The sequence below is a fragment of the Paenibacillus sp. FSL R7-269 genome, from assembly GCF_000517865.1.
Classification (GTDB): Bacteria; Bacillota; Bacilli; order Paenibacillales; family Paenibacillaceae; genus Paenibacillus_AQ.
Window position 1 is genome coordinate 23502 of sequence record NZ_ASPS01000025.1, and the last position, 12131, is coordinate 35632.

The following is a 12131-nucleotide window of genomic DNA, read 5'->3' on the forward strand; positions in this document are numbered from 1 at the left end:
ATTTACCTATTTAAGGAGTGAATATAGTTTGATAAAAGCACTTGGGATGGATAATTTTAAATCTTGGAAAGAACTTAAACCAATAAGGTTAGGGAGAGTAACTCTTCTTTTTGGAGAAAATAGTTCAGGGAAATCCTCTATTATCCAAATGTTACTTTTAATAAAACAAACTGCTGAAAGCTTTGATCGAGCTCAACCTCTTCATCTTGGATCTGCTGAATCATTAGTAGAATTAGGATTGTTTGATGATATTGTATATGAGCACCAAGTTGTTAAAAATCCATTGAAGTTGCATTTAGAGTGGACTCCAGACAACTATGAGCAATTAGATGAAGAAATGAAGCTTGATGTAGAGTTTAAATATATCACAGATATGATAAGAGTAACTAAACTACAATTTGAATTTTTAGTTGATCCTCATATTAAAACTGTGGACCCAGAACTTATAGAGAATGCAAAATTAACGAGATCAACTAAAGGCGGATATGAACTTGAGATAGAGGGGAAGAAAATAGAACAACTTGGGGTAACTAGAGAACTAGCTCCTGTAAAGTTTTATGGATTCCCATCTAAGGCAACTTCAATGTTTCCAGGATTAAATACTTTAAGTTATTCTGTTGATAAACTGGCAAGCGATATTCATTATATTGGGCCGCTAAGACAAATAGCCAAAAGAGAATATGCTTGGTCTGGCTCTTCACCTGACGGAGTTGGAAGAAGTGGAGAAAATGCAATACAGGCAATCCTGGCTAACATAATTGAGCGACGCTCTTGGAGGAAAGCTGAGAAAGAAAAGACGATGAGTTTATCAGATTCTACAGGAGAATGGTTAAAGAGGATGGGACTTATAGATTCTTTTGAAATAAAAAATGTAGGAGGTAGACAGTATAAAGCAGTTGTAACAGTGCCAGGTAGTTTAACTAAGGTTAATGTGGCTGATGTTGGAATTGGAGTGTCTCAAGTACTGCCTATTGTTGTACTTGCTTACTTTGTTCCTGAAGGAAGCATAATTATTTTAGAACAACCTGAGTTACATTTACATCCTTCAGTACAGGCTAAATTAGGAGAGTTCTTTTTTGAAGTTTCTAGTGAGAGAAATATACAATTTATAGTTGAGACACATAGTGAGCATTTATTGACACGTCTCCAAAGAAAAGTTGCAGAAAGGGGTCCAGATGATTTAACAGAGAAAGATGTTCAGTTGTATTTCTCGAAATATTCACAAGGAAAATCATCGATTGATAATTTAAAGATAGACGATACAGGCAAAATAACAAATTGGCCGACTAATTTTTTTGGAGATACAACCTCTGACAGAGAAGCAATTATGAAGGCGATTATTCGGAAAAAGAAACAATTAGCTTCCTCTGAAAACAAAAGTAATGCTGAAAGGGAATAATCGATGAATAATTATATTATAGATACAAATGTATGGATGGTTGCTTCAGAAGAAGGTGATTTTTCCGCTGAGACAATGGATATCTGTAGGCAATTTCTTCAATCAATTAAACAAAATTCCGCAGCAAAAGTTGTGATGGATCAAGCGAGTTTTGATACTAATGTCCCAGGAAACTCAGTATACTATGAACTAAAACGTAACTTGGTAGAAGGAAGTTATGCTCATGATCTTTTTAATAAATATATTTTAAATGAATTTCGCTTTGAATTGATAGAATTAAACTATGATTCAGAAGGCGCTGTTATACCTGGAGGTATTCAAATATTTCAAAGATTCGCAGGTGGTGGAGTTGTTCCTTTTGAACCTAATGATCGTAAATGGATAGCACTTTATCTGAATTGTCCTTCAAATCCTATATTTAATGCTTGTGATAGTGACTGGGAAAATGCTAGAGAAGATTTAATTGCCAATAAAATTAGAGTTCATCAACTATTGACAGGAAATCATATATGAATAACTTCATTAAGTTTACTTCTACTAATCACTTATTTGATTATGGTGGTCATCTTTCAAGAACTGATAAGTTAGTTTCTCCTAATAAAAGAGAACTCTTCTTTGGTCAACCAATAGTGCTAGAGGAAAAAGTTGACGGAGCTAATATTGGATTCTCATTATCTCAAGAGGGGGAAATATTAGTTCAAAATAGAGGGAATTATATTACGGCAAATAGCCATCCACAGTTTAAAATTTTAGATAGATGGATTCAGCAGCATGAAGATGCTTTATTTGATATTCTTGTTAAGGGGTTTATACTATATGGTGAATGGTGCTATGCGAAACACACCATAAACTATGATCGATTACCAGATTGGTTTCTAGCATTTGACATGTGGGATATTAATGAAAATAAATTTTTAAGCAGGCAACGGAGGCATTTAGAATTAAATTTAGCAGGAATTTCAGAAGTTCCTTTTGTCGGGGATTTTGTTGTAACACCGACTGTACTTGAAGGTCTTCTCCTTAGAACAAAATCCAAATTATATGATGGTCCGGTAGAAGGGATTTATTTAAGAGTGGATAATTCTAATGGATATTTATCTGAAAGAGCGAAAATTGTCCGTCCGGGTTTCATACAAAGCATTGAGGAACATTGGACTAAGCAATCATTAATTTTAAATAATTGCATCAATGAAACACTTTTATGAGCGTTAGTTTACAGATCTGACACTCAAAGTAATTGACTAAACTTTCAGTCTAATACTTTATTTTCTGTGAACAGTTTTTGGTATTAAAAAGTTTGGAACCAGCAAAGAAAGTATAGAACCAATGTTTAAAGTGTAAAAACATATTAAACATCATGAGCCGTCCTGCATTTGAGGACGGCTTATTTTTGCGCATATAGCATGAATATTCTTTCTGAAGGTAGTAGGAACTTCACAGGATATATTATTGGGTGGAACAGCTTCTTTATTTTTCTATGGGGCAGGGATAGCTAAATAATCTCGCGAATATTCTGCATATAGAGTAATTTATGAAGTTCGTAAATTTGACGTTATAGGAAATTGCCTAAAAGGAGAATAGGAGAGTCCACGATGTCAGATTATATCATGAAAATAATACCAAACCATGAGAAAAGTATACCTCTAATTAAAGAGCGGACTGAACTTGAAAATCATTTAAGAATGGTTACTTCCAACAAAGAACTAATTGATCATCTGTATGATGAAGTAACATTCATAGATTCTGGATCTAATTTTGAAGGGATTAAGTGTAATTTTTGCCTAAAGGAATTAGAAACTGAATGGTGGTCTGATCAAATGGAACTCTGCAGTTTGAGTAATTTCAAAGATATATCCATAACAACACCTTGTTGTAACTCGAACGCATGATTAAATCAACTGGAGTATATTTGGACAGTAGGTTTCGCGAGATATGTTATTGAGATAATGAACCCTAATGAAGATGGTAATTGAAATGGAAAAACTAATAAAAGATAAAATTAATAAATTAATAAGGACACATCACTAGAGTAGCTCTAAGACGCTGGCAACATCCTATAACAATATGTTCACGCATCGGGGCATACGCCCCTCGTTTCCGGAAGGAAAGTCGAGGAGGCAATTGCCGGGACACATCCGCACCACCCAACCGCATCGCGGCCAGTCAATTCGTTCCTTTAGGGTGGTGGGACGTCGTGAACACGGGAACGTTATAGGAAATACATGCAAAGTGCTGATGGGAGAATAATATGCAAAACATTACTAAACAAAATGCAATTAATGAAATAACTGAATTAGAAAAGAGTTTACTTCAAGTACACGCAACACTTTGGAACATAGCTTCCGACAATAAATCAGAAATTAAGGCATCATCCCTATTACATCAGCTTAGATTTAAGAAAATATTTAAGGATCCAATATCGAAAAAACCACAGAATTTTATTGAAACAATTAACCAAACCTATACATATATTATTACATTTAAAGCTATAGTATTTCTTTATGAAAGCAATATTGTTTTACCAACTGATACATTTGATGTGAATATTGGAAGTAAATCTGGCGTTGATTTAAAGACAACAAGCAATCAGTTAGTAGCAGAGGTTTTTACAGCTACAAAACCTTCTGGTAATAGTAAACTTAAAAAAGATATTATCAAAGTACATAAAGAAGCTTTAAGCATAAATTCTTCTTCACCACCTAAACAATTTGTTTTCTTTTATTCGCCCAATATTAAAATAGGTAAGTATCAAACATGGACAATTAAAGACGTTAATAGAAACGATATTACAGCACAATATAGTCATATAGAGGTACATTGTTTGAACATTTTTTGATAGCAAATACAAGAAGGCATGTACATCCTATAGAATAATATTCAAGCTGCGGACCTCGTTGATCAACCATATTGGCAGGATAATATTGAAAGAATGATTGAAATTGAGGGTGTCATAAGAGAAATAAGAACAGTAGAAAATAAATATCCGAATCGAAAAAACAGTAACACATATATTGACACTTTTCAAAAACCGAGTCTTTTTTGTAAAGAGATTCTTAGAGAGTGTGGCCTCGGGAGCATTGAGATTATCGATACACCAGGCGTTTCTGGTAATGTAGAGGCATCCATAATTGCTAAATCTGATATTTATTTTTTTTTAGTAAAACCAGATAATGGTATTGAATCAGAGACGATTAAGAGAATTGTGACAAAAATTAAAGCAGACGTTGCAACTAGTAAAGCAGTCTTTTTGTATAAGAAAGAAGGAATTCTTAATACAAAGAAGAAATTTGAGGCCGCACGAATAGCAATACGTAAAGATATGGCTGCGTACAGCAAATTGTTTGATGATCTTAAAGGAAACATTATTTCTACAGAATTAGATGTTTTAGATCCATCAAGTCACTGCATCCTTTTTCCCACAATGGATGACGATGAAATTATTCTTTCGGAAGAACTGTTTCTTGAAGATATAGAAGTCAAATTGCTTGAAGCATTTAAACCGGAGGATGAAAGCAACAGAGAAGAGGAGTTCAAAAAAATAGTTTCAGAACTGGGGGACCAGGCAGAAAAATTCGTGCTGAGTATCATGAGGAATATTCATGTGCACGGAGTTGGTGCAGGAGAAAAGAAATATACTGTCGAGCAGGTAATTGCGGAACAGCATGATAGAGTCATGACAAAAGACAATTACAGACTCCGAAATGATCTGGATTCTGCTTATTCTCTAGAAAGTAATATATTGGATGATTACTTTTCATCTTTTACGGCTGATGAATATCCAGAAGAATGGCAGCAGATTATCATCAAGTATGTGCATAAAAAACTGACAAATAGCGTTAGAACAGATCGTGGGTTAGGTGTTGGAAACCATCATTGGGAGGAAAGACCTGCTAGAACCATGTTGGTTGAAGAGTCCATTTTAGCTGATAGAATTCTTGCTAACATCCTAGATAAGGACGATAGGTACAAAAATGAACCATATAGAAATGCATTTAGAGATAGTAATATTACCAGTGCAACATGGAATTTTGTCGGGTGTGTAAATGATAATGATGCAGTTACAAAGCTGAAAATCGTCAAAGAGTGCTTTCTTAATATCGATGTGTCATCTCGTCAGGAAATGGTATTGTGCAGATATGTGGGTGGACTTCGAAAAATCGCAGAGAATAAGATCCTTGAAAACATGGGATATACAGAGGATAAGTGCATGGAAGAACTAAAGACCCTGCCTTTCTAAATTGCATTCTTTGAATGGGCTAAACCTCACAAAATTTTTGATCTGTTTTCAAGATAAGAGAGAATAACAGATGAGGGAGTTAAAGATTTTCACTGCTAATTTTCAGTTAGTAATAGTTTCCAACATTCTTTCCATGATAATTTCTAGTGGTTCCACACTTTCTTTTTTTCGTGTTTATCACGTGTTGCTGTAAACCCAATAAAATCAACAGAAATAGTTCCACAGATTTATTTCACCCAACAATTTTTTGATCAATGTTGATATAAAAATATTCAACAATTAAGTTCATTCTGAGCCGTCCTGAGAAATTAGGGCGGCTTATTTTTTTGATGTAAGATACAAATAAATAAACCAACTTCATCGTTAAATCCGGTAGAGTCTGCTATGATATGCAAACGATTACATTCTGCGGGGCCTAGGGTAGTTAAGGTATCATCATTTTCAAAGAGACAGTAGGCATAGAACAGTAAACAGGTTGTCATGAAGGAGGAAATCCATATGCTGTATATATTCGGAGGGTTGCCAGGCACCGGTAAGTCTACATTAGCATCGGCTTTAGCAAGCGAACTACGGGCACCGTATCTTCGGGTTGATGTCGTAGAACAGGCTATGCGCGTAGCCGGGGTTAAGGTTGATGGACCACAGGGTTACATCGTTTGTTACGAGATAGCGAGGCAGAATCTGATCTTGGGTCTGGATGTGATAGCGGACACGGTCAATCCCATTGACTATACCCGCCAAGCTTGGCGTAATGTAGCAGAGTCTCTAGGAATTCCGTTTGTCGAAATCGAAGTGGTCTGCTCGGACGAATGTACGCACAAGCAGCGAATCACCACTCGTACAACAGATATTCCCGGCTTTATCCTGCCCACTTGGAATGAGGTGAAGAACAGACATTACGAGCCTTGGGACCGTGACCACATCGTAATCGATACAGCTCATCAAACCGTGACGGAAAGCTGGATGTCGTTACGTGAACAGCTAAGTCGGAAGAAGTTAGCTACTTAGATAACCCAAGAATCCCCTGAACATCCGACACCGGAGGTCTCCCATACTGGCGGGTGTATTCGCGGCTGAATTGGGAGGGGCTCTCATAGCCTACGCGGAAGGCGGCATCGGAGGCTTGGAGGGATTCGGTCAGCATGAGGCGGCGGGCTTCCTGCAGACGGATGACCTTCTGGTATTGGAGCGGGCTCATGGCGGTGACACGCTTGAAGTGCTTATGGAAGGCGGATGTGCTCATATTTACGGACTCAGCCAGCTGTTCAACGATAAGGGATTGATCGTACTGCTTAGTGATCACTTGGATGGCCTCAGCAATCCGGTGCGCATGGCTGCCGATGATGGCGAATTGATGCAGGTGTGCGCCTTGGTCACTCTGAAGAACACGATAGAGAATTTCACGGATCACGAGCGGGGACAGAACAGGAATATCCTGCGGCGCGTCGAGTAATTGGATGAGCCGTACGATGGCTTCAAGTAAGGGCTCAGAGGTTCGGGCAACCGTTATGCCAAGGGAGGTTTCACCCGGAGCAAGGGGGGAGTCTGCCATTTCTTTTACAATTTCGAGGATAGTGCCGGGATCGAAGCTTAGCTTGATGCCCAGAAAAGGATGCTCAGACGTAGCCCCGGTAATTCTCCCGTTAATTGGCAGCTCGACAGAGGTGACTAAGTACGTTGATGGATCGTAATGAAATGTCTCACCCGACAGGGTGGCTGCTTTGGCTCCTTGGGCAACCACGCAGATCGATGGCTTATAGACAGACTCCAGCGGTTCGGCTGCATCTGTGGCGTGCATCAACTGCAAGGAAGGAATGAGTGTCTGGCGGGTGCCTGCCGATGGAGCATGGCGGAGGATCAGCGCAGCCAATTGCTGTAAAAGCGGCCCGGTCCGCAATGAATCGTCCAAGTTAGAAGCCTCCTTTTTCCGTATTCACGGGGTTTGTTGTTAATCATAACGAGTTGAAGAGAAATAGGCAAGAAGTGAACAGGTCTGTTATAACTGGATGCTGGTCGATTGATTTACAATGAATACATAAGGCCAACAGATCATCATCCGGCCTAAGCAAACTTAAGGAGAGTGGTCCTAATGAGTCAGAACGGAAAAGTAGCCATCATCACAGGTGCATCAAGGGGTATCGGAAGACAAATCGCCATCCAGTTGGCCGGGTTAGGAGTAAAAGTAGCTGTCAACTATTCATCCAATCCGGGGAAAGCGGACGAGGTTGTCCAAATCATTAAGGAATCCGGCGGGGAAGCGATAGCCGTTCAAGGCGACGTAAGCAAGGTGATTGAGGTCGAAGCGCTGTTCTCGGAGACAATTGGGCAATTCGGGCGGATCGATATTTTGGTGAATAATGCTGGAATTATGGAGTGTGTGCCTATCGCAGACGTAACGGAGGAGATGTTCGACCGGCACTTTGCAGTAAATGTAAAAGGGACTTATTTCGCCTGCCAGCAAGCGATGAAGCATATGGAGCGGGGCGGGACGATTATCAACTTCTCGACCTCCGTATCGGGTGCCATGCTGCCGACTTATAGTGTCTATGCTGCAACCAAAGGGGCCGTTGAGCAGTTAACCCGCCAGTTAGCTAAGGAGTTCGGAGCGAAGGATATCGTCGTGAATTGCGTTGCGCCTGGGCAAGTATCAACGGAGCTATTCCTGAATGGAAAATCTGAGGAGCTGGTGGATTCCTTCCGCTTAATGAATGCTTTTGGACGGCTTGGTGAACCGGAGGATATTGCGAATGTGATCGACTTGCTCGTCAGTGACAAGGCCCGCTGGATCACCGGGCAGACGATTCGCGTCAATGGCGGGTTTAACTGATACAAATGATGAGTTCCTTCCTCTATCGCCTATGGTTTATAATGGAAGATAATTAGGAGGGGGCAAAATGAACATGAACAATAAAGGCATGTTGCTTGTTCTGAATGGGACTTCAAGCTCCGGGAAGAGCTCCATCTCGGCTGAATTGATAAAGCAGAAAGAGATTCCATTTTATCATGTGTCGATTGATGATTTTTTCATGAATTACAATGATTTCATTAATCATAAATTTCCAGACGAGCCTGTACGTGAAATCGACCATCAGGTGGTCTCGGAAATACTGGATGACTCTATAGTCTCAGTGTACTATTCGACGATTAAGCTGTTAGCGGAAATGGGATTCAATGTCATCGTGGATACTGTATTCGACAACGACAAGAGATTTAATGAGTTTTTGGATCATTTTGCCGGCCGGACTACGTTATTTGTTGGTGTCCTGTGCTCCCGGGAAGAGCTCATCCGAAGAGAGCAGGCCAGAGGGGACCGGCAGATTGGACTGGCGGATACGCAGTTCGACATCGTGTATTGTTTTGATGAATATGACCTCGAAGTGAACACGGAGGAGCTGACCCCGGCAGAATGCGCGGAACAGATCTTAAACTATATTAAGTCCAATCAGGAATATTTGGCATTTCAGAAATTACGTAAAAGGAGCCGCCCATGAACCTTGAGATCATCATCAATCTCCCAATCGAACCGCATGAAGTTCCGGCCTTAAGGGAGCTGGCGGGGTGGGAGGGCAGGCAGGCGGATTACCCTGCTGTATTCGAGCGCTGCAACTTCTGGGCAGGCGTGAGGGATGAACAGAGCCAGCAGCTAATAGCGTTCGGTTATGTTGCTGGAATGGGCTTGCAGCATGGCTATATGGAGGACATTCTGGTGCATCCTGAATATCAGAGGAAGGGATTGGGGCAAGCCCTGGTAAAGAGATTACTTCAGGAAGCGGAGCACGTCAGGCTGGAGATTGTAACCCTGACCTACGATACCAAGCATACGTCCTTTTACACCGGATGCGGATTTACCGCTTGTGCAGGAGGCGTCTGGAGGAGACAAGACTGAACCAAGCCGGGGCAGCAGATAGAACGCTACTGACATAACGTTGTCAGGAAGGGTGGGTATAATGAAGACTATATTAACCTACAAACGCGAATATTAGGAGGCTATTATGTCAGTCATTGGACCCGATTTCATCTCACTTCAGGTCAGCGATCTTGAAGGCTCTGCTGAATTCTATCAACACTATCTTGGACTCGTCCGTTCACAGGCGGGCCCGCCTCATGCGGTGGTTTTTGACACCAAGCCTATTGCATTTGCACTTCGTGACCTCATGCCGGGAGTCGAACTTAGTACGGGGACTCAGCCTGGACTGGGTGTTGCGCTATGGCTCTATGCCCCGGATACGCAAGACATTCACGATAAACTCGCAGCAGCAGGCGTAAAAATCACATCCGCACCCATCGACGGCCCCTTCGGACGTACCTTTACCTTCGCCGATCCGGACGGTTACCTGATCACTCTTCACAGTAAAGGCTGATTCGCACCACAAGAAGAAAGTGTTTCTGCACTGATTTGCTCCCCATATGGTAGACAGGTGAGATAATAAAGCCTGTTGCTGCATGGGGAGTTTTTGTTTGATTGAATTCTATTTTCTTAGAGAAAAGATGCGAGAGAGTAATTTGTGGTGAATTATTTAAGAGGAGGAAATATTATGATAAAAAAATGGACAATTGCATTGCTTTCATCAGCATTTCTTATGCTATCTTTAACAACTGGGTCTAGTTATGCGGCAGAGACACAAACATCTACAACGATTAACAATGGTCAAATAAACAACGGACGAGTCTTAATTCCCTTACGTGCTGTCTCCGAAAATCTTGGCGCAAGCTTGGAATGGTTTCAAACAGATAAAGTTGTTAAAATCAAAACCGGGAATTCGACGATATGGCTTGCAGCAAATTTCAAACGTGTGATTATTGAATCTGCTCCCTCAAGTGAAGCTCCAGATACACCAGCACAGAAATATGTCGATTTGGATACTGCTACACAAGTCATCAATGGAACCACTTATGTTCCTCTTCGTTTTGTTAGTCAGTCGTTAGGGGCAACGGTAATGTGGAACCAACTGTCTAAACAAGCTACAGTAACAGTGGGCAACAAAGGATTAGTTGTTCATATGGAGACCCCGTCTATTCAAATTCCGGAAAAGAACAAAATTTCTGACGCACGTTTGAAACTTCTATCTGATAAATTAAATCAAGCCTCAAATGTATCTTCAATTAAGAATGTAAATTCAACCTTTAAACCGTACTTTACGGATAAATTAATTAAGTCTATTACTCAGAATAAAGGATTGAAAACAGCGGGTACTTATGAAACGCCTGTCACTTCACCTATTTATACCAGTAAGAATTCTGCCACACTTTCACAATCTGTAATAGTAGCGAATGGTCTTACAGGTGAAGATCAATATGCAGAAGATCGGACAGTCTCGCTAATATTCGCGAACGGAACTTGGAAGGTGGACAGCGTCACTAAGGGTTCTAGAGTTCTGATTTCGGGATTCTCTGATTATCATCCACAGTGATTTTGCTTACTATACGTTCAGTACCAATACGTACCTGATGACTGGGCTCCCCCGCCTCTTGTCTTTTCTAACACCACTGTGTTATCTTAGGATATATTTTCAGGGAGTCATACAGAAGAGGTGAAGCACCATGATTATCCGGCAGATTTTCAATAACAATGTCATTCGGGCTGAAGACCAGGTCGGTCATGAATACGTTGTCATTGGGAACGGATTAGGCTATAAAAAGAAGGCGGGGCAGCGGGTTGAAGAGGAACGGATCGAGAAGACCTTCATGCTCAAGCCCGAGAAGGTTCCGCGCAAATTGATTGACCTGATCGGGGAGACGTCTGCTGAATATTTCTCGCTGGCCGATGAGATTATAGCCCACGCCAAGGCGGAGATGGGCGACATCTTCAACGACAATATCTATATCACGTTAATTGACCATATTCATTTTGCGATTGCCCGCTACCGGAAGTCGATGAATCTGAAGAACGCCCTGTTCTGGCAGATCAAGCGGTTCTACCCCAAGGAGTTCGCTATTGGCGTACACGCGCTGAGTCTGATCCGCAAGCACTTTGACATCGAGATGGATCAGGATGAGGCGAGCTTCATTGCGATGCATTTCGTGAACGCCCGGCAGGATGGCCAGGAGATGCAACGGACGGTCGAGGTGACCAAGGCGATGAGTGATATCTTCGGCATTCTGGCGGAAGAATATCAGGTGAAGCTCAATGAGAATTCGTTCAATTATTCCCGGTTCCTCACTCATCTCCAGTATTTCCTCCAGCGTATGATCAGCGGGGAACAGGAGCGGTCCGCATCGGGCGACAACTTCCTGTACGATCAGATTAAGGTGAAATTTCCGCAGGCTTTTGCATGTACGAATAAGATCAATCATTACTTGGAAGAGACGTACGGGAATGCTATGTCCATTGACGAGAAGGTCTATCTGACGATTCATATTCAGCGGGTCACTTCAAGAGATATGAACCCGTTGGATTAAAAAGGAAGCCGGAAAAGGCTTGCAAACGATTACCTAATCCGCTATATTGGAGTCACAACTTAAATCTAAGGATTGTTACTGCTGAAGCAGGCGATA

14 protein-coding genes are annotated in these 12131 nt (G+C 41.1%); 13 read left to right on the forward strand and 1 reads right to left on the reverse strand.

Annotation, left to right across the window (positions count from 1 at the left end):
• The first annotated feature begins 28 nt into the window (after positions 1-28).
• The 7 genes from C162_RS12730 to C162_RS12760 all read left to right on the forward strand — a co-directional run bounded on the left by C162_RS12730 (position 29) and on the right by C162_RS12760 (position 6644).
• Positions 29-1399: an AAA family ATPase gene (locus C162_RS12730; protein WP_051493436.1), complete on the forward strand. Its 1371-nt coding sequence runs from the start codon at positions 29-31 to the stop codon at positions 1397-1399.
• Positions 1400-1402: 3 nt separating this feature from the next.
• A complete protein-coding gene (locus C162_RS12735; protein WP_036694842.1) occupies positions 1403-1912 on the forward strand; it encodes a hypothetical protein in 510 nt (169 codons plus the stop codon).
• A complete protein-coding gene (locus C162_RS12740; protein ID WP_036694845.1) occupies positions 1909-2604 on the forward strand; it encodes an RNA ligase family protein in 696 nt (231 codons plus the stop codon). Before C162_RS12735 ends, C162_RS12740 begins: the two co-directional genes overlap by 4 nt.
• Positions 2605-2991: 387 nt before the next feature.
• The gene (locus C162_RS34350; RefSeq protein WP_051493437.1) at positions 2992-3288 is read left to right on the forward strand and encodes a hypothetical protein; all 297 of its coding nucleotides are present in this window, start codon (positions 2992-2994) and stop codon (positions 3286-3288) included.
• 359 nt (positions 3289-3647) lie between these two features.
• A complete protein-coding gene (locus C162_RS12750) occupies positions 3648-4235 on the forward strand; it encodes a hypothetical protein (protein ID WP_036694846.1) in 588 nt (195 codons plus the stop codon).
• Positions 4236-4328: 93 nt separating this feature from the next.
• The gene (locus tag C162_RS12755; protein WP_235218419.1) at positions 4329-5636 is read left to right on the forward strand and encodes a hypothetical protein; all 1308 of its coding nucleotides are present in this window, start codon (positions 4329-4331) and stop codon (positions 5634-5636) included.
• Positions 5637-6134: 498 nt separating this feature from the next.
• On the forward strand, positions 6135-6644 hold the full coding sequence (locus tag C162_RS12760; protein ID WP_036694848.1) for an AAA family ATPase: 510 nt from the start codon (positions 6135-6137) through the stop codon (positions 6642-6644).
• Here C162_RS12760 and C162_RS12765 read toward each other — a convergent pair.
• Positions 6637-7545 carry an AraC family transcriptional regulator gene (locus C162_RS12765; RefSeq protein ID WP_036694849.1) on the reverse strand — a complete coding sequence of 303 codons (909 nt, stop codon included), beginning with the start codon at positions 7543-7545 and terminating at the stop codon, positions 6637-6639. The two genes, C162_RS12760 and C162_RS12765, sit on opposite strands and share 8 nt — an antisense overlap.
• Positions 7546-7725: 180 nt before the next feature.
• Between C162_RS12765 and C162_RS12770 the strand changes: the two genes are divergently transcribed.
• The 6 genes from C162_RS12770 (at position 7726) to licT (ending at position 12035) form a co-directional block, all read left to right on the forward strand.
• Complete coding sequence (locus tag C162_RS12770; RefSeq protein ID WP_036694850.1) at positions 7726-8463, forward strand: SDR family oxidoreductase; 738 nt, start codon at positions 7726-7728, stop codon at positions 8461-8463.
• A gap of 67 nt (positions 8464-8530) precedes the next feature.
• Complete coding sequence (locus C162_RS12775) at positions 8531-9127, forward strand: chloramphenicol phosphotransferase CPT family protein (RefSeq protein WP_235218420.1); 597 nt, start codon at positions 8531-8533, stop codon at positions 9125-9127.
• A complete protein-coding gene (locus C162_RS12780; RefSeq protein WP_036694852.1) occupies positions 9124-9522 on the forward strand; it encodes a GNAT family N-acetyltransferase in 399 nt (132 codons plus the stop codon). Before C162_RS12775 ends, C162_RS12780 begins: the two co-directional genes overlap by 4 nt.
• 106 nt (positions 9523-9628) lie before the next feature.
• A complete protein-coding gene (locus C162_RS12785; protein ID WP_036694853.1) occupies positions 9629-9997 on the forward strand; it encodes a VOC family protein in 369 nt (122 codons plus the stop codon).
• A gap of 174 nt (positions 9998-10171) precedes the next feature.
• Positions 10172-11047: a stalk domain-containing protein gene (locus tag C162_RS12790; RefSeq protein ID WP_051493438.1), complete on the forward strand. Its 876-nt coding sequence runs from the start codon at positions 10172-10174 to the stop codon at positions 11045-11047.
• Between the two features lie 130 nt (positions 11048-11177).
• The gene (gene licT / locus C162_RS12795; protein WP_036694854.1) at positions 11178-12035 is read left to right on the forward strand and encodes a BglG family transcription antiterminator LicT; all 858 of its coding nucleotides are present in this window, start codon (positions 11178-11180) and stop codon (positions 12033-12035) included.
• Positions 12036-12131: the final 96 nt, after the last annotated feature.

What these genes read in the sequence shown, in the direction of transcription:
- C162_RS12785 (WP_036694853.1), top strand. Translation starts at nt 9,629, where the DNA reads ATGTCAGTCATTGGACCCGATTTCATCTCACTTCAGGTCAGCGATCTT.
- C162_RS12770 (WP_036694850.1), top strand. Translation starts at nt 7,726, where the DNA reads ATGAGTCAGAACGGAAAAGTAGCCATCATCACAGGTGCATCAAGGGGT.
- C162_RS12740 (WP_036694845.1), top strand. Translation starts at nt 1,909, where the DNA reads ATGAATAACTTCATTAAGTTTACTTCTACTAATCACTTATTTGATTAT.
- C162_RS12775 (WP_235218420.1), top strand. Translation starts at nt 8,531, where the DNA reads ATGAACATGAACAATAAAGGCATGTTGCTTGTTCTGAATGGGACTTCA.
- C162_RS12760 (WP_036694848.1), top strand. Translation starts at nt 6,135, where the DNA reads ATGCTGTATATATTCGGAGGGTTGCCAGGCACCGGTAAGTCTACATTA.
- C162_RS12735 (WP_036694842.1), top strand. Translation starts at nt 1,403, where the DNA reads ATGAATAATTATATTATAGATACAAATGTATGGATGGTTGCTTCAGAA.
- C162_RS12755 (WP_235218419.1), top strand. Translation starts at nt 4,329, where the DNA reads ATGATTGAAATTGAGGGTGTCATAAGAGAAATAAGAACAGTAGAAAAT.
- C162_RS12790 (WP_051493438.1), top strand. Translation starts at nt 10,172, where the DNA reads ATGATAAAAAAATGGACAATTGCATTGCTTTCATCAGCATTTCTTATG.
- C162_RS12750 (WP_036694846.1), top strand. Translation starts at nt 3,648, where the DNA reads ATGCAAAACATTACTAAACAAAATGCAATTAATGAAATAACTGAATTA.
- licT (WP_036694854.1), top strand. Translation starts at nt 11,178, where the DNA reads ATGATTATCCGGCAGATTTTCAATAACAATGTCATTCGGGCTGAAGAC.
- C162_RS34350 (WP_051493437.1), top strand. Translation starts at nt 2,992, where the DNA reads ATGTCAGATTATATCATGAAAATAATACCAAACCATGAGAAAAGTATA.
- C162_RS12780 (WP_036694852.1), top strand. Translation starts at nt 9,124, where the DNA reads ATGAACCTTGAGATCATCATCAATCTCCCAATCGAACCGCATGAAGTT.